Source organism: Vogesella alkaliphila (assembly GCF_014652475.1).
GTDB classification, from domain to species: domain Bacteria; phylum Pseudomonadota; class Gammaproteobacteria; order Burkholderiales; family Chromobacteriaceae; genus Vogesella; species Vogesella alkaliphila.
In genome coordinates, this window is sequence record NZ_BMYW01000003.1 from 230,236 (window position 1) to 255,863 (window position 25,628).

The 25,628-nt window shown below is 65.9% G+C and carries 24 protein-coding genes; 21 read left to right on the forward strand and 3 right to left on the reverse strand.

All coding sequences use genetic code 11. The features are described from left to right. Nucleotides 1-241 precede the first annotated feature (241 nt). From mraZ to lpxC, 16 genes are all read left to right on the forward strand, one after another. Nucleotides 242-688 (forward strand): division/cell wall cluster transcriptional repressor MraZ, encoded by a 447-nt coding sequence (gene mraZ / locus IE100_RS06605; protein WP_189373306.1) that lies wholly within the window; start codon nucleotides 242-244, stop codon nucleotides 686-688. Then, a complete protein-coding gene (gene rsmH / locus IE100_RS06610; protein WP_189373307.1) occupies nucleotides 685-1,644 on the forward strand; it encodes a 16S rRNA (cytosine(1402)-N(4))-methyltransferase RsmH in 960 nt (319 codons plus the stop codon). Before mraZ ends, rsmH begins: the two co-directional genes overlap by 4 nt. Next, nucleotides 1,641-1,919, forward strand: a complete 279-nt coding sequence (gene ftsL / locus IE100_RS06615) for a cell division protein FtsL (RefSeq protein ID WP_082133628.1) — start codon at nucleotides 1,641-1,643, stop codon at nucleotides 1,917-1,919. Before rsmH ends, ftsL begins: the two co-directional genes overlap by 4 nt. Then, complete coding sequence (locus IE100_RS06620) at nucleotides 1,916-3,670, forward strand: peptidoglycan D,D-transpeptidase FtsI family protein (RefSeq protein WP_189373308.1); 1,755 nt, start codon at nucleotides 1,916-1,918, stop codon at nucleotides 3,668-3,670. Before ftsL ends, IE100_RS06620 begins: the two co-directional genes overlap by 4 nt. Further along, a complete protein-coding gene (locus tag IE100_RS06625) occupies nucleotides 3,667-5,157 on the forward strand; it encodes a UDP-N-acetylmuramoyl-L-alanyl-D-glutamate--2,6-diaminopimelate ligase (RefSeq protein ID WP_189373309.1) in 1,491 nt (496 codons plus the stop codon). Before IE100_RS06620 ends, IE100_RS06625 begins: the two co-directional genes overlap by 4 nt. Beyond that, on the forward strand, nucleotides 5,141-6,514 hold the full coding sequence (locus IE100_RS06630; RefSeq protein WP_189373310.1) for a UDP-N-acetylmuramoyl-tripeptide--D-alanyl-D-alanine ligase: 1,374 nt from the start codon (nucleotides 5,141-5,143) through the stop codon (nucleotides 6,512-6,514). The genes IE100_RS06625 and IE100_RS06630 overlap by 17 nt, the downstream gene beginning before the upstream one ends. A gap of 5 nt (nucleotides 6,515-6,519) precedes the next feature. Then, complete coding sequence (mraY, locus tag IE100_RS06635; protein ID WP_373295300.1) at nucleotides 6,520-7,602, forward strand: phospho-N-acetylmuramoyl-pentapeptide-transferase; 1,083 nt, start codon at nucleotides 6,520-6,522, stop codon at nucleotides 7,600-7,602. Between the two features lie 11 nt (nucleotides 7,603-7,613). Then, the gene (murD, locus tag IE100_RS06640; protein ID WP_189373312.1) at nucleotides 7,614-8,978 is read left to right on the forward strand and encodes a UDP-N-acetylmuramoyl-L-alanine--D-glutamate ligase; all 1,365 of its coding nucleotides are present in this window, start codon (nucleotides 7,614-7,616) and stop codon (nucleotides 8,976-8,978) included. Beyond that, the gene (gene ftsW, locus IE100_RS06645; protein WP_189373440.1) at nucleotides 8,978-10,141 is read left to right on the forward strand and encodes a putative lipid II flippase FtsW; all 1,164 of its coding nucleotides are present in this window, start codon (nucleotides 8,978-8,980) and stop codon (nucleotides 10,139-10,141) included. The genes murD and ftsW overlap by 1 nt, the downstream gene beginning before the upstream one ends. Before the next feature lie 75 nt (nucleotides 10,142-10,216). Further along, complete coding sequence (gene murG / locus IE100_RS06650; protein WP_189373313.1) at nucleotides 10,217-11,308, forward strand: undecaprenyldiphospho-muramoylpentapeptide beta-N-acetylglucosaminyltransferase; 1,092 nt, start codon at nucleotides 10,217-10,219, stop codon at nucleotides 11,306-11,308. A gap of 38 nt (nucleotides 11,309-11,346) precedes the next feature. Then, on the forward strand, nucleotides 11,347-12,741 hold the full coding sequence (murC, locus tag IE100_RS06655; protein WP_189373314.1) for a UDP-N-acetylmuramate--L-alanine ligase: 1,395 nt from the start codon (nucleotides 11,347-11,349) through the stop codon (nucleotides 12,739-12,741). Nucleotides 12,742-12,791: 50 nt separating this feature from the next. Next, complete coding sequence (locus tag IE100_RS06660; RefSeq protein WP_189373441.1) at nucleotides 12,792-13,703, forward strand: D-alanine--D-alanine ligase; 912 nt, start codon at nucleotides 12,792-12,794, stop codon at nucleotides 13,701-13,703. After that, nucleotides 13,693-14,448, forward strand: coding sequence for a cell division protein FtsQ/DivIB (locus tag IE100_RS06665; RefSeq protein WP_189373315.1), 756 nt, complete (start codon nucleotides 13,693-13,695; stop codon nucleotides 14,446-14,448). Before IE100_RS06660 ends, IE100_RS06665 begins: the two co-directional genes overlap by 11 nt. 13 nt (nucleotides 14,449-14,461) lie before the next feature. Further along, nucleotides 14,462-15,673, forward strand: a complete 1,212-nt coding sequence (gene ftsA, locus IE100_RS06670; protein ID WP_202902695.1) for a cell division protein FtsA — start codon at nucleotides 14,462-14,464, stop codon at nucleotides 15,671-15,673. A 48-nt stretch (nucleotides 15,674-15,721) separates the two neighbouring features. Further along, nucleotides 15,722-16,906: a cell division protein FtsZ gene (ftsZ, locus tag IE100_RS06675; protein WP_047965934.1), complete on the forward strand. Its 1,185-nt coding sequence runs from the start codon at nucleotides 15,722-15,724 to the stop codon at nucleotides 16,904-16,906. Nucleotides 16,907-17,004: 98 nt separating this feature from the next. Then, complete coding sequence (gene lpxC / locus IE100_RS06680; protein WP_189373442.1) at nucleotides 17,005-17,916, forward strand: UDP-3-O-acyl-N-acetylglucosamine deacetylase; 912 nt, start codon at nucleotides 17,005-17,007, stop codon at nucleotides 17,914-17,916. A 68-nt stretch (nucleotides 17,917-17,984) separates the two neighbouring features. Here the strand turns inward: lpxC and asd are convergent, their stop codons facing one another. The 3 genes from asd to IE100_RS06695 form a co-directional block, all read right to left on the reverse strand. Continuing rightward, the gene (gene asd / locus IE100_RS06685; protein WP_189373316.1) at nucleotides 17,985-18,830 is read right to left on the reverse strand and encodes an archaetidylserine decarboxylase; all 846 of its coding nucleotides are present in this window, start codon (nucleotides 18,828-18,830) and stop codon (nucleotides 17,985-17,987) included. 196 nt (nucleotides 18,831-19,026) lie between these two features. Continuing rightward, nucleotides 19,027-19,560, reverse strand: coding sequence for a CNP1-like family protein (locus IE100_RS06690; protein WP_189373317.1), 534 nt, complete (start codon nucleotides 19,558-19,560; stop codon nucleotides 19,027-19,029). Nucleotides 19,561-19,562: 2 nt separating this feature from the next. Next, nucleotides 19,563-20,336 carry an NRDE family protein gene (locus tag IE100_RS06695; RefSeq protein WP_189373318.1) on the reverse strand — a complete coding sequence of 258 codons (774 nt, stop codon included), beginning with the start codon at nucleotides 20,334-20,336 and terminating at the stop codon, nucleotides 19,563-19,565. 88 nt (nucleotides 20,337-20,424) lie between these two features. Between IE100_RS06695 and IE100_RS06700 the strand changes: the two genes are divergently transcribed. The 5 genes from IE100_RS06700 to IE100_RS06720 all read left to right on the forward strand — a co-directional run bounded on the left by IE100_RS06700 (nucleotide 20,425) and on the right by IE100_RS06720 (nucleotide 25,617). Continuing rightward, entirely contained in the window at nucleotides 20,425-20,655 is a 231-nt protein-coding gene (locus IE100_RS06700; RefSeq protein ID WP_189373319.1) for a sulfurtransferase TusA family protein, read from the forward strand. A gap of 56 nt (nucleotides 20,656-20,711) precedes the next feature. Continuing rightward, entirely contained in the window at nucleotides 20,712-21,743 is a 1,032-nt protein-coding gene (gene pyrC / locus IE100_RS06705; protein WP_189373320.1) for a dihydroorotase, read from the forward strand. A 227-nt stretch (nucleotides 21,744-21,970) separates the two neighbouring features. Beyond that, complete coding sequence (locus IE100_RS06710; RefSeq protein WP_229800265.1) at nucleotides 21,971-23,578, forward strand: peptide ABC transporter substrate-binding protein; 1,608 nt, start codon at nucleotides 21,971-21,973, stop codon at nucleotides 23,576-23,578. A gap of 186 nt (nucleotides 23,579-23,764) precedes the next feature. Further along, nucleotides 23,765-24,685 (forward strand): oligopeptide ABC transporter permease OppB, encoded by a 921-nt coding sequence (gene oppB / locus IE100_RS06715; protein ID WP_189373322.1) that lies wholly within the window; start codon nucleotides 23,765-23,767, stop codon nucleotides 24,683-24,685. 14 nt (nucleotides 24,686-24,699) lie between these two features. Further along, nucleotides 24,700-25,617: an ABC transporter permease gene (locus IE100_RS06720; RefSeq protein ID WP_189373323.1), complete on the forward strand. Its 918-nt coding sequence runs from the start codon at nucleotides 24,700-24,702 to the stop codon at nucleotides 25,615-25,617. Nucleotides 25,618-25,628: the final 11 nt, after the last annotated feature.

The window sequence follows — 25,628 nt, forward strand, 5'->3', positions numbered from 1 at the left end:
GTTTTGTGGCATGGCTTGTCAATGGCATGACTTGATACTCCGCCTGCAGAGGATGCTGTAAGCCGCTGATTTCTCTTGTTTTCCCTCCGCTTTGACCCGCCCTAAGTCTTTGTCGCGAAAGGCGAAATGCCACAAATCGATATTGACCGGCTGATGTCGTTTCCCTATAGTGGCGAAAAGTGGGGCAATGTGGGTAATTGTGGGGTGTCGGCGCATTAATTTCAGGTGATGTGACAACAAAATGATCGGCGGCGTAAGTCTTGTCTCTCTCGACAGCAAGGGGCGTCTGGCCATTCCGGCCAAGCACCGGGAGACACTGTTGTCCGCGTTCGGCCATCGCCTGGTGATCACGCTGGAGTCGTCCGAGCACCTGTTGTTGTACCCCGAAGCCAACTGGAAACCGGTGGAAGAGCGCTTGCTGAAGCTGCCTGCCGCCAACCCGGCCCTGAAGCGCTACCAGCGCCTGATGCTCGGCCACGCCGACCTGCTGGAGATGGACGCCGCCGGCCGCATCCTGCTGCCGGCGCGCCTGCGCGAGCTGGTCAAGCTGGACAAGGACGTGGCGCTGGTGGGGATGGGTAACCGATTTGAATTGTGGGATGCCGCCCAGTGGGACGAGCAGACCGATGCTGCGCTGGAGCTTGATCCGGCCGAACTGGCGCAGCACCTTGGAGATTTCACACTTTGACCGACGCAGTTTTTGTTCACCGCACGGTGCTGCTCGACGAAGCCGTAGAGGCGCTCGCCATCCGCAAGGATGGCGTTTACGTTGATTGCACCTTCGGGCGCGGCGGCCACAGTCGCTTGATTCTGTCGCAGCTGGGGCCGAATGGCCGGCTGATCGCCTTCGACAAGGACCCGGAGGCGATCGCGGTCGCCACCGCACTGGCGGCCAGCGATGCCCGCTTTACCATCGTGCACAACGGCTTTGCCGCCTTTGCCGCCGAGCTGGACGCGCTGGGCGTGGGCCAGGTCGACGGCGTGCTGATGGACCTGGGGATCTCGTCCCCGCAAATTGACGACGGACGCCGCGGTTTCAGCTTCCGTTTTGACGCGCCGCTGGACATGCGCATGGACACCACCCGCGGCCAGACGGCCGCGCAGTGGCTGGCCACGGCTGACGAGGCGGATATTGCAGAGGTTATCAAGACTTATGGTGAAGAGCGGTTTGCTCGCAAGATCGCAGCAGCCATTGTTGCGCAAAGGGCTGAACGTCCCCTCGAAACGACGCGTGAGCTCGCTGTGCTCGTTGGGAAAAACGTCCGTACTCGCGAACAGGGTCAGGACCCCGCGACGCGAACCTTCCAGGCGATCCGGATCTACATCAACCGCGAGCTGGACGAACTGAAGGAAATCCTGCCGCAAACGGTGGCAAGGTTGGCCGCAGGCGGCCGCCTGGCGGTGATCAGCTTCCACTCGCTGGAAGACCGCATCGTGAAGAACTTCATTCGCGATGCCAGCACCACCGACAAGCTGCCGTCGTGGGTGCCGGTGCGCGCCTGCGACATTCCCGAGGCGGCGATCAAGCCGGTAGGCAAGGCGATCCGCTGCAGCGAGGCGGAAGTGGCCGCCAACCCGCGCTCGCGTAGCGCGATCATGCGGGTGGCGCAGCGCATCGGCGGGCAGTGGCAGGGCACAGAGTGAGCCTTAACAAGCTGAATGCGGTGCTGCTGCTGCTGTTGATCCTGTGTGCGATGTCGGTAGTGAGCTCCACCCACGTGGCACGCAAGTTGTACTACGAGCTGGAAAAAGAACAAAAGCTGGCACGCCAGCTGGATGTGGAGTACGGGCAGTTGACGCTGGAACAGAGCACCTGGGGCGCACACGCGCTGATCGAGAAGACCGCCGCCGCGCGCCTGCAGATGCTGACGCCGAGCCAGCGCCAGGTGCACGTGATCACGCCTGAGGGTGTGCGATGAGCCGGGTGTACACGCCGCGCTACCAGCAGAACCTGAAGCCGGCGATGCGGCTGGCACCGGGACGGGTCGCCGTGGTGCTGTCGCTGCTGGGGATGCTGCTGCTGGCCTTGCTGGCGCGGGCGATCTACCTGCAGGTGGTACAGCAGGATTTCCTGCAGAACCAAGGCGATGCGCGCTTCCGCCGCACGCTGCTGCTGGAGGCCAACCGCGGCGAGATTACCGACCGCAACGGCGAGCCGCTGGCGATCAGTACCCCGGTGCAGTCGATCTGGGCCAGCCCGGTCGACATGCAGCTGGATGCGGTACCGGCCGCCAAGCTGCAGCAGCTGGCACGGCTGCTGGAAATGCCGCTGGACGAAGTGAAGCGCAAGCTGTCGGACAACAAGCGCGAGTTCGTCTACCTCAAGCGCCAGATCAGTCCGGCACTGGCGCAGCAGGTGATGGCGCTGGAGATTCCGGGGGTGGCGAAGCAGCAGGAGTTCCGCCGCTACTATCCGGCCGGCGAGATGCTGGCGCACGTGGTCGGCTTTACCGGCGTGGACGGCAAGGGGCAGGAAGGCTTCGAACTGACGCGCGAGAAGATGCTCGCCGGCAAGCACGGCAGCCGCACGGTACTGAAGGACCGCCGCGGCCACATCGTGGAAGACCTGGCGGTGATCGAGCCGCCGCGTGACGGCCAGACGCTGCAGCTGTCGATCGACAAGCGCATCCAGTACCTCGCCTACCGCGAGCTGAAGGCGGCGATGGAAGTGAACAAGGCGAAAGCCGGCGGCGTGGTGGTGCTGGACGCCCGTACCGGCGAGGTGCTGGCGCTGGCCAACACCCCGTCGTACAACCCGAACAACCGTGCGGTGCTGGAGCCGGAAATGCGGCGCAACCGCGCGGTGGTGGACATGTTCGAGCCCGGCTCGACCATGAAGCCGTTCCCGATCGCGATGGCGCTGGATGCCGGCAAGGTGACGCCGGACACGGTGTTCGACACCCAGACCTACCGCATCGGTCCGGCCACGGTGCGCGACACGCACCCGAAGCCGGCGATGACGGTGACGCAGATCATCCAGAAGTCGTCGAACGTGGGTTCGTCGAAGATGGCGGCGATGTTCTCGCCGGAGGACATGTGGACGTTTTACCGGCAGGCCGGCTTCGGGCAAAGCCCGCAAACCGGCTTTCCGGGTGAAAGTGCCGGCCGCCTGCGCGACTGGCAGAACTGGCGCCCGATCGAACAGGCCACCATGTCGTTCGGTTACGGCGTCTCGGTCAGCCTGTTGCAGCTGGCGCGTTCGTACACGGTGTTTACCAGTCGCGGCACGCTGTTGCCGGTGTCGTTTACCCGTCTCGGCGCACCGTTGCCGGGCAAGAGCCTGATCAAGCCGGAAACCGCGAAGAAGATGCGCGACATGATGGTGACGGTGACGGAAGAGGGCGGAACCGCGGTGCGCGCCCAGGTGCTGGGCTACCACGTCGGCGGCAAGTCCGGTACCGCGCGCAAGCTGGTCGGCGGTGCCTACGCGGCCAATAAGCATATCGGCCTGTTCGTCGGCTTTGCGCCGGCGACCACGCCACGCCTGATCGTGGCGCTGATGATCGATGAACCGGGTGCCGGTGCCTACTACGGTGGTGCGGTGGCCGGGCCGGCGTTTTCCAACATCATGGCCGGCAGTTTGAGAATTCTGGGGGTCGAGCCGGATGCTCCCTCCAACAATACATTGATTCCGGAACACCAGATTTCGGAAGTGCGGGAAGAAACATGAAAACAAGCTTGATCGACTTGCCTGACTGGGACCCTGCCGTGTTGCAGGGTTTGGGCATCGCCATCTCCCGCGTCGAGGCGGACAGCCGCCGCGTGTTTCCCGGCGACGTGTTCCTCGCCTGCCGTGGCGAGTACAGCGACGGCCGCGACTTCATCGCCGCCGCGCTGGAAAAGGGCGCCGCCGCAGTGCTGTGGGACGACGCCGACGGTTTCCAGTGGAACCCGGCGTGGCAGGTGCCCAATCTGGCGGTGCCGCAGCTGCGCGAGCGCGCCGGCATCGTCGCCGCCCACGTCTACGGCTACCCCAGTCGCGACATGGCGGTGATCGGCATCACCGGTACCAACGGCAAGACCTCGATTTCGCACTGGCTGGCGCAGGCCTACGCGCTCTTGGGCGAGAAGGCGGCGCTGATCGGCACCGTCGGCAACGGCTTCTACGGCGCGCTGACCGAAACCACCCACACCACTCCCGATCCGATCACCGTGCAGCAGAAGCTGGCGGAATACCGCCGCCAGGGCGCCAGCGTGGTGAGCATGGAAGTGTCCAGTCACGGCCTCGACCAGTTCCGCGTCAACGGCGTCAACTTCCGCAGCGCGGTGTTCACCAACCTGACCCGCGACCACCTCGATTACCACGGCAGCATGGAAGAGTACGGCGCGTCCAAGGCCAAGCTGTTCCACTGGGACGGTCTGCAGCACGCGGTGATCAATGCCGACGACGCCTTCGGTCGTACCCTGGCCGCCGGCATCGACGCCAGCAAGACCCGCGTGATCAGCTACGGCCTGGAGCAGGGCGACGTGCGCCCGCTGAGCCTTGCGGCCAACCTCGACGGCCTGCAGCTGACCGTGACCACGCCGTGGGGCGAGGCCGAGATCAAGAGCCCGCTGCTGGGGCGCTTCAATGCGGCCAACATGCTGGCCTGTCTCGCGGTGCTGTGCGCCAACGGCGTGAGCCTGGACGACGCCGCACGCGTGCTGGGCAAGATCCAGCCGGCACGCGGCCGCATGCAGCGCATCGGCAGCAGCCTGGAGCCGCTGGTGGTGGTCGACTACGCGCACACCCCGGACGCGCTGGACAAGGCGCTGGCGACACTGGCCGAGATCCGCCCGGCTGGCGGCAAGCTGTTCTGCGTGTTCGGCTGCGGCGGCGACCGCGACAAGGGCAAGCGCCCGCTGATGGGCGGCATCGCCGAGCGCATCGCCGACGTGGCGGTGGTCACCAGCGACAACCCGCGCAGCGAAGATCCGCAGGCCATCATCAATGACATCCTGGCCGGCATGCAGGCGCCGGGCCACGTCGAAGCCGACCGTGCCGCGGCCATCCACTGGGCGGTCGCCCACGCCCGCGTCGGCGACGTGGTGCTGATCGCCGGCAAGGGCCACGAGGAATACCAGGACATCGCCGGCGTGAAGCAGCCGTTCTCCGATTTCCGCGTCGCCGAAGACGCGCTGACCGCCTGGGGAGCCAACGATGCTGACGCTGAGTGAGGCCGCCCGCATCCTGTCCGGCACACTGGCCGGCAGCGACGCCCGTTTCCTGCGCGTGGTCACCGACAGCCGTGCGGCGCAGGCCGGCGACCTGTTCGTGGCGCTGAAGGGCGACAACTTCGACGCGCACGACTTCGTGCCGGACGTGCTGGCCCGTGGTGCCTACGCGCTGGTACGCCGCGACTTCGCGCCGGCCGCCGGCAGCGTGATCCGCGTCGACGACACTCGCCTGGCGCTGGGCACCCTGGCCGCGGCCTGGTGCGCCAGTCTGGACGTGAAGCGTATCGGCATCACCGGCTCCAACGGCAAGACCACGGTCAAGGAGATGGTGGCCGCTATCCTGCGCGCCCACGCCGGCAACGATGCCGTGCACGCCACCGCCGGCAACTTCAACAACGATATCGGCCTGCCGCTGACGCTGCTGGCGCTGACCCCGGCGCACCGCTACGCGGTGATCGAGATGGGCATGAACCATTTCGGCGAGATCCGCTACCTCACCGGTCTCGCGCGGCCGCAGGTGGCGTTGGTCAACAACGCCATGCGCGCGCACCTGGGCGGCGGCTTCGACAGCACCGCCGACATCGCCCGCGCCAAGAGCGAGATTTTCGAGGGGCTCACTGCCGACGGCGTCGCCATCATCAACGCCGACGACGCGCAGCAGCCGGTCTTCGCCGCTGCCGCCGGTAACCATCGCCGGCTGAGCTTTGGCTTGTCCGCAGCGGCCAACGTGACCGCCCGCGATATCGTCGCCAGCGCGACGGGCAGCCGCTTCGTGCTGGTCTGCCCGCAGGGCGAGCAGGCGATCGAGCTGCCGGCCGCCGGCGAGCACAACGTGCGCAACGCGCTGGCCGCCGCCGCGGTGGCGCTGGCGCTGGACGTGCCGCTGGCCGCCATCGCCGCCGGCCTGGCCGCCTTTGCCGGCGTCAAGGGCCGCCTGCAGCTGAAGCAGGCCGCCTGCGGCGCCGCCGTGATCGACGACAGCTACAACGCCAATCCGGATTCGATGAAGGCCGGGATCGACGTGCTGGCCGCCTATCCGGCGCCGCGCGTGTTCGTGATGGGCCAGATCGGCGAGCTGGGCGATACCGCGCCGGCACTGCACGCCGAAGTCGGCGCCCACGCCCGCGCGCGGGGCATCGAAGCGCTGCTGTGCCTGGGCGAGCTGAGCCGCCATGCGGCCGCCGCCTACGGCGCCGGCGCCGAGTATTTCGACGACATCGACGCGCTGCTGGCGCGGCTGGATGCCGTGGTGACTCCGGCCAGCACGGTGCTGGTCAAGGGGTCGCGCTTCATGCGCATGGAACGGGTCGTTGCCCATCTGGTGACCCCACAACAACAAGAAAACGGGAAGGGCTGAACGTGCTGCTGTTACTGGCTGAACTGCTGAAGGACCATATCCGGGCGTTCAACGTCCTCAACTACGTCACCCTGCGCGCGGTGATGGCGGCGCTGACCTCGCTGCTGATCTCGCTGTGGCTGGGGCCGTGGGTGATCGCCAAGCTGACCGAACTCAAGGTCGGCCAGGCGGTGCGCAGCGACGGCCCGCAGACCCACCTGGTGAAGACCGGCACCCCGACCATGGGCGGCACGCTGATCCTGCTGGCGATGAGTGTCACCACCCTGCTGTGGGCGGATCTTTCCAACCAGTACGTGTGGCTGCTGCTGGCGGTGACGCTGGGCACCGGCGCGCTGGGCTTCTACGATGACTGGCGCAAGGTGGTGTACAAGGACCCGAAAGGGGTGTCCGCCCGCTTCAAGATGGCGTGGCAATCGACCATCGCCATCGCCGCCGGCGTGTTCCTGATCACCACCGCCAAGCTGCCGGCCTCCACCGAGTTCATCATCCCGTTCTTCAAGAACGTGATCTACCCGCTGGGCGGCATCGGCTTCTGCGTGCTGACCTACTTCGTGATCGTCGGCACCTCCAACTCGGTCAACCTCACCGACGGTCTCGACGGCCTCGCCGCGCTGCCGGTGGTGATGGTGGCCGCCGGCCTGGCCATCTTCGCCTACGTCGCCGGCCACGCGGTGTTCTCCAAGTACCTGGGCATGCCCTTCGTGCCGGGCGCGCACGAGGTGGTGGTGTTCTGCGCCGCCATCTGCGGCGCCTGCCTAGGTTTCCTGTGGTTCAACGCCTACCCGGCGCAGGTGTTCATGGGTGACGTCGGCGCGCTGGCGCTGGGCGCCGCACTCGGCACCGTGGCGGTGATCGTGCGCCAGGAGATCGTGCTGCTGATCATGGGCGGCCTGTTCGTGGTCGAGGCACTGTCGGTGATGATCCAGGTGGCGTCGTTCAAGCTCACCGGCAAGCGCGTGTTCCGCATGGCACCGCTGCATCACCACTACGAACTGAAAGGCTGGAAGGAAACCCAGGTGGTGGTCCGCTTCTGGATCATCACCATGATGCTGGTGCTGGCAGGCCTTGCCACGCTGAAACTGCGCTGAGGAAAGCGACCATGGATCTGGCTAAGCGTCACGTCATCGTTATCGGCCTGGGCGACACCGGCGTTTCCGCCGCGCGCTGGCTGCTGGCGCACGGTGCGCGGGTGACGATGGCGGACAGCCGCGACAATCCGGCCAATGCGGCCAACGTTGTGGCCGAGCTGGGCGTGCCGCTGCGCCTGGGCGCCTTCGGCGACGCGACCTTCGCCGACGCCGACCTGCTGATGGTGAGCCCGGGCGTCAGCATCCGCACCCCGGCCATCGCCGCCTTTGCCGCGCGTGGCGGCGAGGTGGTCGGCGACGTGGAGCTGTGGGCGCGCGCCATTGCCGGCCAGGGCGGCAAGGTGATCGCCATCACCGGCTCCAACGGCAAGAGCACCGTCACCAGCCTGGTCGGTCACCTGTGCGAGGCCGCCGGGCTGGATACGGTTGTCTGCGGCAACATCGGCCTGCCGGTGCTGGACGCGCTGGCCGCGCGCGAAGCTAGCGGCAAGCAGCCGGACGTGTGGGTGGTGGAGTTGTCCAGCTTCCAGCTGGAAACCACGCACAGCCTGCGCGCCGCCGCCGCCACCGTGTTGAACATCTCCGAGGACCACCTCGACCGTTACCACGACCTGCTGGACTACGCGCACAGCAAGACCGCGATCTTCAACGGCGACGGCGTGCAGGTGCTGAACCGCGACGACGTGTTCTGCCGCGCGATGGCGCGCGCCGGACGGCGGGTGGCGTGGTTCTCGCTGCGCGAGGACGCCGATTACGCATTGCAACAGGCGGATGGCCGTTACCGGCTGGCCGTCGGCGGTGAACCGGTGTTCGACTGCGCCGACATGCCGCTGCAGGGCCTGCACAACGCGGCCAACGCCTTGGCGGCGCTGGCGCTGTGCGAGGCGATCGGCCTCGCGCGCGAACAGCTGCTGCCGGCACTGAGCACCTTCCGCGGCCTTGCGCACCGCGTCGAGTTCGTCGCCGAGTTCGGCGGCGTGATGTACATCGACGACTCCAAGGGCACCAACGTCGGCGCCACCGAGGCGGCGCTGAACGGCATGACCCGCAAGGTGGTGCTGATCGCCGGCGGCGACGGCAAGGGCCAGGATTTCGCGCCGCTGGCGCCGGCCTGCGCCCGCATCGCCCGCGCGGTGGTGCTGATCGGCCGCGACGCGCCGGCCATCCGCGCCGCGCTGGCCGATAGCGGCGTGCCGCTCTTCGACTGCGCCACGCTGGAAGACGCGACCCGTGCCGCCGCCAAGCTGGCGCAAGGCGGCGACGTGGTGCTGCTGTCGCCGGCCTGCGCCAGCCTGGACATGTTCAAGAATTACGCGCATCGCGCCCAGGTGTTTGTCGACACCGTCGCGCAGCTGCAAGCGGAGTGCCTGTCGTGATGAACGCCGTGCGCAGCCGCTACCAGCACAGCACCGCCATCACCGTGATGGACGAGGCGCTGATGTGGGCGATTGCGCTGTTGCTGTCGGTCAGCCTGGTGATGGTGTTCTCGGCGTCGATTGCCAACGCCGAGGCCGATCCGGCGACCAACAGCCCGTACTTCTACCTGATGCGCCACATGGTGTTCATGGTGATCGGGCTGTCGGCGGCGGCACTGACCTTCATGATCCCGATGGCGTGGTGGCAGCAGTACGCGGGCAAGTTTTTCCTGTTCGCCGGCTTCCTGCTGGTGCTGGTGCTGATTCCCGGCATCGGGCGGGTGGTGAACGGCTCGCGGCGCTGGATCAACCTGATCGTGCTGAATTTCCAGCCGTCGGAGGTGATGAAGCTGGCGGCGGTGATCTACGCCGCCGACTACACCGTGCGCAAGGCGGCCAAGCTGCACAGTTTCAGCCAGGGCTTCCTGCCCATCCTGATGGCGATCGTGGTGGTGGCCTTCCTGCTGCTGGCGGAGCCGGACTTCGGCGCGCTGATGGTGGTGATGAGCATCACCATGGGCATCGTGTTCCTCGGCGGCATCAACCTGCGCATCTTTGCCGGGCTGGCGCTGATGGCGGTGGCGGCGATCGGCCTGCTGATCGTGACCTCGCCGTACCGGGTGAAGCGGGTGCTGGGTTTCCTCGATCCGTGGGAAGACCCGTACGGCAAGGGTTACCAGCTGTCGCACTCGCTGATCGCCATCGGCCGCGGCGAGTGGCTGGGCGTCGGCCTCGGCGGCAGCATCGAGAAGCTGTTCTACCTGCCGGAGGCGCACACCGACTTCATCATGGCGGTGATCTCGGAGGAATTCGGTTTCATCGGCATCTGCGTGGTGCTGGGGCTGTATGCGTGGATCGTGCGGCGCGCCTTCCACATCGGCACCGAGGCGAAGAAGCTGGAGCGCTACTACCCGTCGCTGGTGGCACAAGGCATCGGCATCTGGCTGGGGATCCAGACCTTCTTCAATGTCGGCGTAAACATGGGCCTGCTGCCGACCAAGGGCCTGACCCTGCCGCTGATGTCCTTCGGCGGCTCGGCGATGCTGTGCAACCTCGCCTCGCTGGCGGTGCTGCTGCGCGTGGATTATGAAAACCGCCGCCTCATGCGCGGTTTCAAGGTTTAAAGAGTCACGTTGCGGCCAACGTTGGCCGCAACGGCAATGAATAACCGGCAGGTCCGGAGCAAGAGAAAGCAAGAGATGACAAAACGCACGGTGATGGTAATGGCGGCAGGCACGGGTGGACACATCGTCCCCGGCATCGCCGTTGCCCGCGAGCTGCAACGGCGCGGCTGGCAAGTGCTGTGGGTCGGCACCGAGCGTGGCATGGAAAACAAGCTGGTGCCGCCGACCGGCATCCCGCTGATCCGGCTGGCGTTCCACGGCGTGCGCGGCAAGGGCTTGCTGGGCTCGATCAAAGGCGTGCTGCAGCTGGGCGCCGCCTTTCTGCGCAGCCTGAAGCTGATGTTCGAACACCGCCCGGACGTGATCCTGGGCATGGGCGGCTACGTGTGCCTGCCGACCGGCCTCGCCGGCGCGCTGCTGTGGAAGCCGCTGGTGATGGTCAACGCCGATGCCGGCCTGCTGCTGAGCAACAAGGCGCTGCTGCCGTTTGCCGACCATCTGGCCTGCGGCTTCGACGGCGAAGCCGCCCGGCTGAACAAGGCGGTGGTCACCGGCAACCCGGTGCGCGCCGAGATCGAACAGATGGCGCCGCCGGCCGAGCGCTTTGCCGGCCGCAGCGGCCCGCTGCGCGTGCTGGTGGTCGGTGGCAGCCTGGGCGCGAAGGTGCTCAACGACACCCTGCCGCAGGCGCTGGCGCTGCTGCCGGCCGGGGCGCGGCCGCTGCTGACGCACCAGACCGGCGACAAGAATTTCGACGCCGTGCAGCAGGTCTACGCCGCCGCAGGCTTGAAGGTTGGCCGCGACGTGACGCTGCTGCCCTTCATCGACAACATGGCCGCGCTGCTGGCCGAGTGCGACGTGATCCTGTGCCGTGCCGGCGCGATCACCGTCAGCGAACTGTGCGCCGCCGGCGTGCCCAGCATCCTGGTGCCGCTGGTGGTGTCCACCACCTCGCACCAGCGCGACAACGCGGCGTGGATGGCGGCCCATGGCGCGGCCATCCACCTGCCGCAGCAAGACATGAATCCGCAGCAACTGGCTGAGCTGTTGGGCGGTCTCACCCGCCCGCAGCTGCTGCAGATGGCCGAACAGGCGCGAACACTGGCCAAGCCGGCCGCGGCGGCCAGAGTGGCCGACCTGTGCCAGGCGCTGGCGGATAACGAATAGAACAGGGGCCCGACGGGACCCGAGCAAGAGAAGACACCATGAAACATCGCGTCAAACACATACACTTTGTCGGCATCGGCGGCGTCGGCATGTGCGGCATTGCCGAGGTACTGCTGAACCTGGGCTACACCGTGTCCGGTACCGACATGGCCGACAACGCCGCCACCAAGCGCCTGACCGAGCAGGGTGCGCGCATCCACTTCGGCCACGACGCCACCTATATCCAGGGCGCCGACGTGGTGGTGACCTCCACCGCGGTGAAGGCGGACAATCCGGAGGTGATGGAGGCGCAGGCGCGCCATATCCCGGTGATTCCGCGCGCGATGATGCTGGCCGAGCTGATGCGCTTCAAGCAGGGCATCGCCATCGCCGGCACCCACGGCAAGACCACCACCACCAGCCTGACCGCGTCGGTGCTGGGTGCGGCCAACCTGGACCCGACCTTCGTGATCGGCGGCAAGCTGACTGCGGCCGGCACCAATGCCCGCCTCGGCAGCGGCGAGTACCTGGTGGCCGAGGCCGACGAATCCGACGCCTCCTTCCTCTATCTGCAGCCGGTGATGTCGGTGGTGACCAATATCGACGCCGACCACATGGACACCTACGACCACAGCTTCGACAAGCTGAAGCAGGCCTTCGTCGACTTCATCCACCACCTGCCGTTCTACGGCCGCGCCGTGCTGTGTGTGGACGACGAGCACGTGCGCAGCATCGTGCCGGCGCTGAAAAAACCGGTGACCACCTACGGTCTGGACGACAGCGCCGATGTCTACGCCGAAAACGTGGTCGCCGACGCCGGCCAGATGCACTTCGACGTGGTGGTGAAAGGCGAAGACCTGCGCTTCCCGGTGACGCTGAACATGCCGGGCCGCCACAACGTGCTCAACGCGCTGGCCGCCACCGCCATCGGTCTGGAGTGCGGCGCCGAGGTGGAGGCGATCCAGCGCGGTCTGGCCGAGTTCGCCGGTGTCGGCCGCCGCTTCCAGCGCTACGGCGAACTGCCGGCCAAGGACGGTGGCAGCTACACCCTGATCGACGACTACGGCCACCACCCGGTGGAAATGGCGGCGACGCTGGCCGCGGTGCGCGGCGCCTTCCCGGACAAGCGCCTGGTGCTGGCGTTCCAGCCGCACCGCTACAGCCGCACCCGCGACCTGTTCGAGGACTTCGTCAAGGTATTGAACGGCGTCGACTGCCTGCTGCTGGCGGAAGTGTACGCCGCCGGCGAGGCGCCGATCGTGGCCGCCGACGGCCGCGCGCTGACGCGGGCGGTACGGGTCGGCGGCAAGGTGGAGCCGGTGTTCGTCGAGCAGATCGCCGACATGCCGCAGGTGATCAGCGACATGGTGCGCGACGGCGACGTGGTGATCACCATGGGCGCCGGTTCCATCGGCGGCATCCCGGCCAAGCTGGTCGCGGCGAGCAAGGCATAACCCAGGACAAGGTTGGCCGCGTGCGGCTCACGCGGCAGCAAGGAAACATGATGAAGCAATTTGGCAAGGTGGCAGTGGTGATGGGCGGCAGCTCCGCCGAGCGCGAAGTGTCGCTGATGAGCGGCAACGGCGTGCTGGCCGCGCTGCAGAGCAAGGGCGTGGACGCGCACAAGTTCGACCCGTCGGAGAAGCCGTTGTCGGCGCTGCAGACGGAAGGCTTTGCCCGCGTGTTCAACATCCTGCACGGCCCGTTCGGCGAGGACGGCACGCTGCAGGGTGCGCTGGAGAGCATGGCCATTCCCTATACCGGCTGCGGCGTGATGGCGTCGGCGATCTGCATGGACAAGTGGCGCACCAAGCTGCTGTGGAAGGGTGCCGGCCTGCCGATCCCGGATTTCGAGCTGCTGACGGACGACAGCGACTTCGACGCCATCGAGGCCCGCCTCGGCCTGCCTATCTTCGTCAAGCCGTCCACCGAGGGTTCCAGCATCGGCGTGACCAAGGTGAAGGAACACGGCGGCCTGAAGGCGGCGTACGAAGAGGCGCGCCAGTACGACGAGATCGTGATCGCCGAGCAGTTCATCGGCGGCGGCGAGTACACCTGCGCCATCATCGACGGCAAGGCTTACCCGACCATCAAGATCGAGCCGGCCACCGAGTACTACGACTACCAGGCCAAGTATTTCCGCGACGACACCGTGTATCGCTGCCCGTCCGGCCTTGCGGCCAACGTCGAGCAGCGTGCGCGCGAGCTGGCGCTGCAGGCCTTCCGCGTGCTGGGTTGCCGCGGCTGGGCGCGCATCGACTTCCTGATGGACGAGGCAGGCGGCATCTACCTGCTGGAGGCCAACACCAATCCGGGCATGACCAGCCACAGCCTGGTGCCGATGGCGGCGCGGGTCGAGGGACTGTCCTACGAGGATCTGTGCCTACAGGTGCTGGCGGCAGCTCATGTGGGATAACCATGCGGTACTGCGCGCGCTGGCGAACATGCTGTTGCTGGCCGCGCTGCTGATGTTGCTGTACAGCGCCGGGGTGTGGTTGACGCACTCGCCGCTGTTTCCGGTCAAGCGGATCGCGATTGGCGGCCAGTTCGTGAAGGTGACACCGGTGCAGTTGAAGTACATCGCGCAGCACGAGCTGTCCGGCACCTTCTTCACGCTGGACATCAACAAGACGCGCGGTGCGTTCGAGAAGCTGCCGTGGGTGCGCGAGGCGCAGGTGCGGCGCACGTGGCCGGACCGCCTGCAGATCACCATCGCGGAACACGTGGCGGTGGCGCGCTGGGGCGAAAGCGGGCTGATCAGCAAGGAAGGTCGCTGGTTCGATGCGGCCAGTGACCAGCCGCTGCCGGTGCTGTTCGGGCCGGCGGGCAGTGAAAAGGAAATGGTACAGGCCCTGCACGCGTTCGGGCCGGTACTGGCACAGGCCAGGCTGAAAGTGCGGCAATTGTGGTTGAGCGAGCGCCGCGCCTGGAAGATGGAACTGGATAACGGGGTAATGCTGGAGCTGGGACGTGGCCCGGTGAAGGAGCGGTTGGCGCGGTTTGTCGAGTACTGGCCGCGCAGCCTGGCCACCATGCCGTATCGCATCGAGTACATCGACCTGCGTTACCCCAATGGATTTGCCGTGAAGATGCTGGAATACCAGGCAGGCACGGCAACAAAACAAGCTTTGAGTGTTGGAGCGACAGGTGAGCAAACCTAAAGAAAGCAAGAACATGCTGGTCGGCCTGGATATCGGGACCTCGAAGATCGTCGCGATCGTCGCCGAGGTGCTGGAAGAAGGCCAGATCAACATCATCGGCATGGGCCAGGTGCCGTCGCGCGGCTTGAAGCGTGGCATGGTGGTCAACATCGAATCCACGGTGCAGGCGATCCAGCGCGCGCTGGAAGAGGCCGAGCTGATGGCCGACTGCAAGATCCACCAGGTGTTTACCGGCATCGCCGGCAGCCACATCAAGAGCGTCAACTCGCACGGCATGGTGGCGATCAAGGACCGCGAAGTGACGCCGATGGACATCGAGCGCGTGATCGAAACCGCGCGCGCGGTGACCATTCCGCCGGACCACCAGGTGCTGCACATCCTGACCCAGGAGTACAGCATCGACGGCCAGGAGGGCGTGCGCGAGCCGCTGGGCATGAGCGGCGTGCGGCTGGAGGCCAAGGTGCACATCGTCACCGGCGCGGTATCCGCCGCGCAGAACGTGGCGAAGTGCGTGCGCCGCTGCGGGCTGGAAGTGTCCGACCTGGTGCTGCAGCCGATGGCGTCGGCGATGGCGGTGCTGTCCGAGGACGAGAAGGAACTCGGCGTCTGCCTGATCGACATCGGCGGCGGCACCACCGACATCGCGGTGTACACCAACGGCGCGATCCGCCACACCGCGGTGATCCCGATCGCCGGTGACCAGATCACCAACGACATCGCGATGGCGCTGCGCACCCCGACCAAGGAAGCGGAAGACATCAAGATCCAGCACGGCGTGGCGCTGGTGTCGCTGGCCGACGCCTCGCAGATGATCGAGGTGCCGGGCGTCGGCGAGCGCGGCCCGCGCCAGATGTCGCGCGCCACGCTGGCCGAAGTGATCGAGCCGCGGGTGGAAGAACTGTTCCAGCTGGTGCAGCAGGAGCTGCGCCGCAGCGGTTTCGAGGAAGTGTTGTCGTCCGGCATGGTGATTACCGGCGGCGCCAGCCTGATGCCGGGCATGGTCGAGCTGGCCGAGGAAGTGTTCCACATGCCGGTGCGTATCGGCGTGCCGAAGTACGTCGGCGGTCTGTCGGAAGTGGTGAAGAATCCACGCTTCTCGACCGGTGTCGGCCTGTTGCAGTACGGCAAGGACCAGATGAATCCGCGCGCCCACCACAAGGTGGACGATGGCGGCGTAGGACAGATGTTTCAAAAAATGAAAGCCTGGTTTGCCGGAAATTTCTGAGCATGACCAGGGTCTCGGGTTCGCTCATCTTTTAACAGGAGAGAAAAAATGAGCATGGTATTCGAAGTAATGCAGGAAACCGCCTCCGAGGCGGTGATCAAGGTGATCGGTGTCGGTGGTGGCGGCTGCAACGCCATCGACAACATGATCGACAATCTGGTGAACGGCGTGGAATTCATCTGCGCCAACACCGACGCCCAGGCGCTGAAGCGCAACAAGGCCGCGCAAAAGCTGCAGCTGGGTAACAACCTGACCCGCGGTCTGGGTGCCGGCGCCAATCCGGAAGTTGGCCGCAGCGCCGCGCTGGAAGACCGCGAACGCATCGCCGAGATGCTGCGCGGCGCCAACATGGTGTTCGTGACCGCCGGCATGGGCGGCGGCACCGGCACCGGCGCCGCCCCGGTGGTGGCGGAAGTGGCCAAGGAAATGGGCATCCTCACCGTCGGCGTGGTGACGCGTCCGTTCGACCACGAAGGCAAGCGCATGCGCGTCGCCAACGACGGCATCGAGCTGCTGAAGAAGCACGTCGATTCGCTGATCGTGATCCCGAACGAGAAGCTGATGGACGTGCTGGGTGACGACGTGTCGATGCGCGACGCCTTCCGCGCCGCCGACGACGTGCTCAAGGGCGCGGTGGCCGGGATCTCCGAAGTGATCACCTGCCCGGGCCTGATCAACGTCGACTTTGCCGACGTGCGCGCGGTGATGGGCGAGATGGGCCTGGCGATGATGGGGTCCGCGTTTGCCTCCGGCATCGACCGCGCCCGCGTCGCCGCCGAACAGGCCGTGGCCAGCCCGCTGCTGGACAACATCACGCTGGAAGGCGCGCGTGGCGTACTGGTGAACATCTCCACCGCGCCGGGTTGCCTGAAGATGAGCGAATACCGCGAAATCATGTCCATCATCCGCCAGTACGCCGACGACGATGCGCAGGTGAAGTTCGGTACCGCCGAAGTGGAAGACATGCCGGAGGACACCATCCGCGTGACGCTGATCGCGACCGGCCTGGGCCAGAAGCCGCAGACCAGCCGCGACGAGCGCCCGGAATACATCAAGATCGTGAAGACCGGCACCGACAATATCGCGATGGAAGTGGACTACAACGAGCTGGGTAATACCCCGGCCGTGATGCGCAGCCGCAACCGCCGTGCCACCGGTGCCGCCGACTTCTCCGATCCGTCGGTGAGCGAGTCGTTCGACATCCCGGCTTTCCTGCGCAAGCAGGCGGACTGATAGCGCAGACCTATAGTCGGTATCCGGTCAATCAATAAAGCACTAGCGCGAGCTGTGCTAGAATCGGTGTCACTGTAACGGCTTGAAAGCATGTGATGATTTTGCAGCGCACCTTGAAAAAAGCGATCAGCGCGACCGGCGTCGGCCTGCATTCGGGGGAAAGGGTGAAGCTGACCCTGAACCCGGCGGCGCCCGATACCGGCATCGTGTTTCGCCGTACCGACCTGCCCGAGCCGGTCAGTGTCAAAGTGCATCCTTCGCTGGTGAACGATACGCGCCTCTCCTCGACGCTGGTCTCCGAGACCGGCGTGCGTATCGGCACCATCGAACACCTGATGTCCGCCTTTGCCGGGCTGGGCATCGATAACCTGCTGATCGACGTCACCGCGGCGGAGATGCCCATCATGGATGGCTCCGCCGCGCCGTTCATCTTCCTGCTGCAAAGCGCCGGCATCGTCGACCAGGACAAGCCGAAGCGCTTCATCCGCGTCAAGCGGGTGGTCGAGGTGGTGGAGGGCGACAAGTGGGTGCGGCTGGCACCGCACGATGGCTTCAGCGTCGAGCTGTCGATCGAGTTCAACCATCCGGCGTTCAACCGTGCACCGCAGACGGTGCACATCGATTTCGCCCACCGCTCCTACATCGACGAGATCAGCCGCGCACGAACCTTCGGCTTCATGCACGAGGTCGAGTACATGCGCAGCCACGGTCTGGGCCGTGGCGGCAACCTCAACAACGCCATCGTGATCGACGACGAGTACGTGCTCAACCCGGAAGGCTTGCGCTTTCCGGACGAGTTCGTGCGCCACAAGATCCTCGATGCCATCGGCGACCTGTACGTCGTCGGCCATCCGCTGATTGCCGCCTTCAGCGGCCACAAGTCCGGCCATGCGCTCAACAACAAGCTGCTGCGCGTGCTGCTGGAGACGCCGGACGCGTGGGAGTTCGTCAGCTTCGGCGACGAGCACGACGTGCCGTCCAGCTTCCACCGCCTGCCCGACGTGGCCTGAAGGTTGGCCGCATGAAAAAACCGCGCTGCGAGTGATCGCCGCGCGGTTTTGCGTTGGGGCCGGCCGTCTTAGCGCGGCGTGCTCATCGCCTCGCCCAGGCGTACCGGCCTGGCCGGCGCCCACGCCGGATTGAACGCCATGCTGTGTTGCGGGAACAGCAGCACCACGGTGGAGCCGAGCAGGAAGCGGCCCATCTCCTCGCCCTGTTTGAGGGTGATGTCCTGGCCGGCGTAGGACCACTCGGTGACCTCGCCGCGGCGCGGCGGATTGACCACGCCGTGCCAGGTGGTGGCCATGCTGCCGACCACGGTGGCGCCGACCAGGGTCAGCACCATCGTGCCGAACGCGGTGTCGAACACGCACACCACGCGCTCGTTGCGGGCGAACAGGCCGGGCACGCCGCGCGCGGTGGTCGGGTTGACCGAGAACAGCGCGCCGGGCACGTAGATCATGCGCTGCAGCGTGCCGTCGCAGGGCATGTGGATGCGGTGGTAGTCGCGCGGGCTGAGGTAGATGGTGGCGAACTGGCCGTCGGCGAACTGCGCGGCCAGGGTGGCGTCGCCGCCGAGCAGCGCGGTGGTGGAGTAGCGGTGGCCCTTGGCCTGGAAGATCTGGTCCTGCTCGATGCGGCCGAACTGGCTGATGGCGCCGTCCACCGGGCAGGTCAGCGCCGCGTCCGCCTGCGGGCGCACGCCGTCGCGCAGCGCGCGGGTGAAGAAGGCGTTGAAGGTGTCGTAGCTGGCGATGTCCGGGTTGGCCGCTTCCGCCATGTTGACCTGGTAACGGCGCACGAACCAGCGGATCAGCCGCGTGGTGCGCTCGCCGCCACGGGCATTGGCGACCCGGCCGGCAAAGGCGGTCAGCGCCTGCTTGGGCAGCAGGTATTGCGGCAATACGGCAAGACGATCGGACACGATGACACCCTAATTCGAAAAAACAGCGGCAGATTATACCGGTGCCGCCGCGGCCGGCGGGAAAAACCGTGCTGCCGCGCGCGACTGGTCGCGTGTCATCCGGCGCATGCCGGTTTTGCCGGGCCGGGTTCGTGGCCGATCGCCGCCGCCGGCGCGCCGGTCCGGCCGTGGCCGGGGCGCTCACGGCGGCCGCCGCTTACTTCTTGCGCGGCTTGGCGTCCCGCTTGTTCAGGTTGGCGAGCAGCGCTTCGGCGCTGCGCGGGGCCAGGCCGTCCGGGCACAGGTTCTTCAGCATGGTCTGGCGGAAAGGATCGCCAAAGCTGGCCTTCTGCCACTTGGCGCGGGTCGACTCGATCCAGCGCTTGCCTTCCGGATCGGCAAAGCCGTAGCTGCGCAGGCTGCGTTCGTCGCAGTGCGCGCCTTCGCGGCTGATGTTTTCCGCGCCCTTGCTGCTCAGCTGGCGCAGGCTGAAACGGGTGACGCCGTCGCTGCCGATCTGGATCGAGCCGGCGTCGATGAACACGCGCTGCTTGACCTCGCCCGGCATCTCGATCTCGCGCCAGTCGAAGCTGGCCGGATAGTCGATCAGCGGCACGCTGGCCTCCTGCCACGGGGCTTCTTCCTCGTACCAGTTCTGCTTGCTTTGGACCGGGCGGTCTTTACCCAGGGCGCCGGCCAGCGCAAGGTTGGCCGCAACGGCGATGAGGAGGGCAGGGGCAAGGTATTTCACGATCATGAGTTCCTGTTGGGAGTGAGGCGCATGGTCTGGCGACGGCGACCGCTTTCACGGCCGCCCAGTCCCCAGCTGACTTCGGTAAAGCTTAATTCGCCGCGCGCGTTCAGCGTCAGCACCGACGAGGCGCGGGTGCCGTAGTCGCGGCCGTGGATGAACACCGGCGACAGCATCTTTTCCATCGCCAGGCCGACGCCGGTATTGGGTAACTGTTCCACCGGTGCCGGGGTCGGATCGCTCAGCCAGCGCAGCACCTCGTTTTCCGCCGGCGGCCGCGTCTGTTGCTGCAGGCGCGCGCGCAGCTGTTCGCACTTGAACCAGCGGCTGTTCATGTCGGCATTGGACAGCACGTGGATGCCCGGCGGCACGCGGTTGAGCAGGCCGCTGCGGCTGTTGAAGTGCAGCAGGTTGCGGATCTCGCCGAACAGCAGGTTGAACGGTGCGAACTGGCCGTGCTCGGCCTTGAGCCAGGCGGCGAATTCCAGCGCCGACTCGTTGCCGCTGACGAAGCGCTTGACCAGCTCGCCGCGCGAGCGCGGCGAGCTGCGGGCGTGGCCTTCGCGGATGTGGGTGACGGCGGCAAAGCGGCCGCGCACGTCCATCGCCAGCCAGCTGCCGCCGGCCTGCAGGTCGCGGCCGCCGAGCACGTCCGGATGCTCCGGGCGCCAGAAATCCAGCGCCGCGGTGGGGCGGGCGTAATACTCGTCACGGTTGGCCGCCACCAGCAGTGGCCCGCAGGCGGCGGTCTGGTAGGCGAGGGCGATCACACACATATAATGGTATTGCGCACTTGGGCAATCTGCCGGCGCACCTTAAAATAGACCGCTTCATTGTAACGTGTAATGGCAGGGGATAGTTTTCATGCAGCCAGATCTTCACCTCGACCTGTCCGGTCTCAATTGTCCGCTGCCGATCCTGCGCGCGAAAAAGGCGCTGGCCGGCCTGAGCAGCGGCCAGGTGCTGTCCGCCATCGCCACCGACCCCGGTGCGCCCAAGGATTTCGAGGCCTTTTGCCGCCAGACCGGCAATGTGCTGCTGGAGTCGTCCATCGGCGAGGATGGCCGCTTCCTGCTGGTGATCCGCCGCAAATAAGACACCACCGGTGTCGCCACGGCGGCGCCCGCTTTTTATTCCAGAAAGGTTTTGCCATGCAACTGACCCTTACCCGCCCCGACGACTGGCACCTGCACATCCGTGATGGCGAGGCGCTGGCGGCGGTGCTGCCGGACACCTGTCGCCAGATGGGCCGCGCCATCATCATGCCCAACCTGAAGCCGCCGGTGACCACCGTGGCGCAGGCCGCCGCCTACCGCGAGCGCATCCTGGCCGCGCGCCCGGTCGGCAGCACCTTCGAGCCGCTGATGACGCTGTACCTGACCGAAACCACCACGGCGGAAGAAGTGCGCAAGGCCAAGGCGTCCGGCTTCGTGCACGGCATCAAGCTGTACCCGGCCGGCGCCACCACCAACTCCGACGCCGGCGTGCGCGACGTGAACAACGCGATGGCGGCACTGGAGGCGATGGCCGAAGTGGGCATGCCGCTCTTGGTGCACGGCGAAGTGACCGACCCGGCCGTGGACGTGTTCGATCGCGAGGCGGTGTTCATCGACACCGTGTTCGAACCGCTGCTGCAGCGCCTGCCAACCCTGCGCACGGTGTTCGAGCACATCACCACGCAACAGGCGGCGGAGTACGTCGCCGGCGCTGCGGCCAACGTTGCCGCCACCATCACCGCCCACCACCTGCTGATGAACCGCAACGCGCTGTTCACCGGCGGCATCCGTCCGCACCACTACTGCCTGCCGGTGCTCAAGCGCGAGCTGCACCGCGAGGCGCTGCTGGGGGCGGCGACCAGCGGCAGCGACAAGTTCTTCCTCGGCACCGACAGCGCGCCGCACGCGCGCCACACCAAGGAAAACGCCTGCGGCTGCGCCGGCATGTACACCGCCAATGCCGCGATTGAGCTGTACGCCGAGGCGTTCGAGGCCGCCGGCGCGCTGGACAAGCTGGAGGCGTTCGCCAGCTTCAACGGCCCGGCGTTCTACGGCCTGCCGCGCAACAGCGACACCATCACCCTGGTGAAGGAAAGCTGGCAGGTGCCGACGGAAATCGCCTACGGCAACGACACGCTGGTGCCGCTGCGCGCCGGCGAGCATGTGTTTTGGAAATGCCTGGCATGAGTATGACTCATGTCTTGGCATAATATTTTATATCCTGAATGAATATTGAGGGGTAACTGCCACATTTTTGCCAACATTGGTCATGAATTCGTGTTTTAGTGCTTGTTGCGTATTTTATGGCTGGGCATAATTGCCTCGCCTTTGCGTAGTGTATCCAATCGTGCTGAGGGCCAGCCTGGGGTTGGCCCTCGTCGTTTCAAGGAGAGCAGGAGAATATGAAAAAAACCATGACAATCAGTGTGTTGGCAGCGTCCGTTGCCCTGGGCCTGGGCGTGTCCGGCGCCGCGTTTGCCGCCAAGATCCCGGCCGGCACCCCGCTGGCCGCCAAGCAGGAAATCGTGCGCAACAACGGTTCCGAAGCGGAGTCGCTGGATCCGGCCATCGCCGAGTCGGTGGGCGCCAACAACCTCGTCCGCGACCTGTTCGAAGGCCTGACCGCCACCGACAACGAAGGCCGTGTCGTGCCGGGCGTGGCCGAATCCTGGAAGCAGAAAGATCCGACCACCTGGGTATTCACCCTGCGCAAGAACGCGAAATGGTCGGACGGCTCCAGCGTGACCGCCGATGATTTTGTCTATGGTATTCGTCGTTTCCTCGATCCGAAGACCGCCTCCACCTACGCCACCACCTACGGCGCCTTCCTGCTCAACGGCGTGGAAGCCGCCGAGGGCAAGAAGCCGGTAAGCGACGTCGGCGTCAAGGCGCTGGACAAGTTCACCCTCGAAATCAAGACTCCGTACCCGGTCGCCTTCCTGCCGGAAGTGGTGTCCAATGGCCAGCTGGGCCCGGCACCGAAAGCGGCCATCGACAAGTTCGGCAAGGACTGGGTCAAGCCGGGCAATATGGTCAGCAACGGTGCCTTCGTGCTGAAGGAGTGGCAGGTCAACAGCAAGGTGGTGCTGGCCAAGAACCCGCAGTACTGGGACAACAAGAACGTGCAGCTGACCCGTGTCACCTACCTGCCGATCGAAGACGGTTTTGCCGACGTGAAGATGTTCCTGTCCGGCGAGAACGACTGGGTGTACCAGCTGCCACCGGGCACCTACGAGAAGTACAAGGCCGAGCTGCCGAAAGACATCCGCAACGCGCCGATGCTGGGCCTGCGTTACTACGGTCTGAACCACAAGGACCCGGTGATGAAGGACGTGCGCGTGCGCAAGGCGCTGAGCATGGTCATCGACCGTGACATCCTCGCCGCCAAGATCACCGCCGACGGCCAGGTACCGGCCTACAGCGCCATCGTGCGCGGTACCAGCGGCGCCGACGTGACCAGCTACGACTGGGCCAAGTGGCCGATGGCGCAGCGCGTGGCCGAAGCCAAGAAACTGCTGGCCGCCGCCGGCCTGAAACCGGGCAGCAAGGTCAAGTTCAGCTACAACACCAGTGAGTACCACAAGAAGATGGCGATCTTCGCCGCCTCGGAATGGAAGACCAAGTTGGGCCTCAACACCGAGCTGGAAAACATGGAATTCAAGGTGCTGCTGAAGAAGCGCCATGACGGCGACTACCAGATCGGCCGCAACGGCTGGGTGGCCGACTACAACGACGCCAGCACCTTCCTGACCCTGGTGCAGTGCGGCTCCGAGCAGAACGACAACTTCAACTGCAACCCGAAGGCCGAGGCGCTGATCAAGCAGGGCAACCAGGCGCAGAACCCGGCCCAGCGCAAGCAGCTCTTGACCCAGGCCACCAAGCTGATCATGGACGACTACCCGATGATCCCGCTGCTGCAGTACACCGTACCGCGGCTGGTGAAGTCCTACGTCGGCGGCTACACCACCAAGAATCCGATGGACCGCTACCGCAGCAAGGACCTGTACATCATCAAGCACTAAGCTGAACTGATGGCAGTCTGACGGGGCTTGCCCCTGATGTGCGCAGACCGGGTGTGCCCCTGACGGGGCCACCCGGTCTGGTTTGAAGCGATGGCGATTGCTGCACTGCCGCGACCCGCGGTGCTGCTGCCGCTTGCCCACCCGCATTGCTGCAATGCAAAGCGCTATCCGTCCTGGAGTACTCCCATGTGGTCTTACGCTTTACGACGCGTGCTGATGACGATTCCCACGCTGCTGCTCGTCATCACCGTCTGTTACCTGATGCTGCACGCCACCCCCGGTGGCCCGTTTGACACCGAACGCAAGGTTTCCGCGGCGGTGATGGCCAACCTGCAGGCCAAGTACCATCTGGACCTGCCGCTGTGGCAACAATACCTCCTCTACCTCAAGAGCCTGCTGCAGGGCGATCTGGGGGCCTCTTTCCGTTACGCCGACTGGAGCGTCAACGAGCTGGTGGGCAATGCGCTGCCGGTATCGCTGGCCATCGGCGGCGGCGCCCTGCTGCTGTCGGTGATCATCGGCGTGGCGCTGGGCATCGTCGCCGCGCTGCGCCAGAACAGCCTGATCGACTACTTCGTGATGCTGGTCGGCAACCTCGGCAGCGCCTTTCCCTCGTTCGTGATCGGCCCGGTGCTGATCCTGCTGTTCGCCATCTGGCTGAGCGTGCTGCCGGCCGGCGGCTGGAACGACTTCGACCCGCGCTACATGGTGCTGCCGATCGCACTGCTGACCTTCATCAACGTGTCCACCATCGGCCGCGTGATGCGCGGCAGCCTGATCGAGGTGCTGAACAGCAACTTCATCCGCACCGCGCGCGCCAAGGGCCTGCCGCTCTCGACCATCGTGTTCCGCCACGCGCTGAAACCGGCGCTGATGCCGGTGGTGTCGGTGCTCGGCCCGCTGGCGATCTCGTCGATCACCTCGGCGGTGGTCACCGAGTCGGTGTTCTCCCTGCCCGGCCTCGGCAAGCTGATCATCAACGGCGCCTCCAACCGCGACTACACGCTGGTGCTGGGGCTGGTGGTACTGGTGACCGTGTTCGCGGTGATTCTCAATCTGCTGGTTGATCTCGCCTACGCGTATCTCGACCCGAAAATCCGCTACTGAGCGAGGGCTTGCACATGTTGTTCAGAAGTCAACAAAAGGCGGTGGCCGAGGCCATGGCGGCCAACCTGAGCATGGCCGCGGTCGAAGGCCGCAGCCCGTGGGCCGATGCCCGCGAACGTTTCCTGCGTAACAAGGCGGCCGTGGTCAGCCTGATCCTGCTGTCGCTGGTGGTGCTGGCCTGTGTCTTCGGGCCGATGCTGCTGCCGCACAGCTACGAGGACACCGACTGGGACGCGATGGCGATGGCGCCGACCTGGTACAACCTGCACCTGTTCGGCACCGACGACCTCGGGCGCGACCTCTTGGTGCGCACCCTGATCGGCGGCCGCATCTCGCTGATGGTCGGCCTGATGGCCACCATCGCCTCGGTCACCATCGGCATCGTGTGGGGCGCCACCGCCGGCTTCCTCGGCGGCAAGGTGGATACCGTGATGATGCGCATCGTCGACATGATGTACGCGGTGCCCTACCTGCTGATCGCCATCCTGATGGTGACCCTGCTGGGACGCGAGTTTTACCTCGTGGTGCTGACCATCACCGTGTTCTCGTGGATGGACATGGCGCGCGTGGTGCGCGGCCAGACGCTGTCGGTGAAGTCGAAGGAATTCGTCGAAGCGGCGCGTGCCATCGGCGTGTCCACCGGCAGCATCATCTTCCGCCACGTGGTGCCCAACCTGCTGGGCATCGTGGTGATCTACACCACGGTGACGGTGCCGGGCGTGATCCTGACCGAGTCGGTGCTGTCCTTCCTCGGCCTGGGCGTGCAGGAGCCGATGACCAGCTGGGGCGTCCTGATCGAAGACGGCACCGGGGTGATGGAAACCACACCGTGGATGCTGCTGTTCCCTGCGGCCATGCTGTCGCTCACCCTGTACTGCGCCAACTATATCGGCGACGGCATGCGTGACGCGCTGGACCCGAAAGACCGATAAGAGGAGAACGG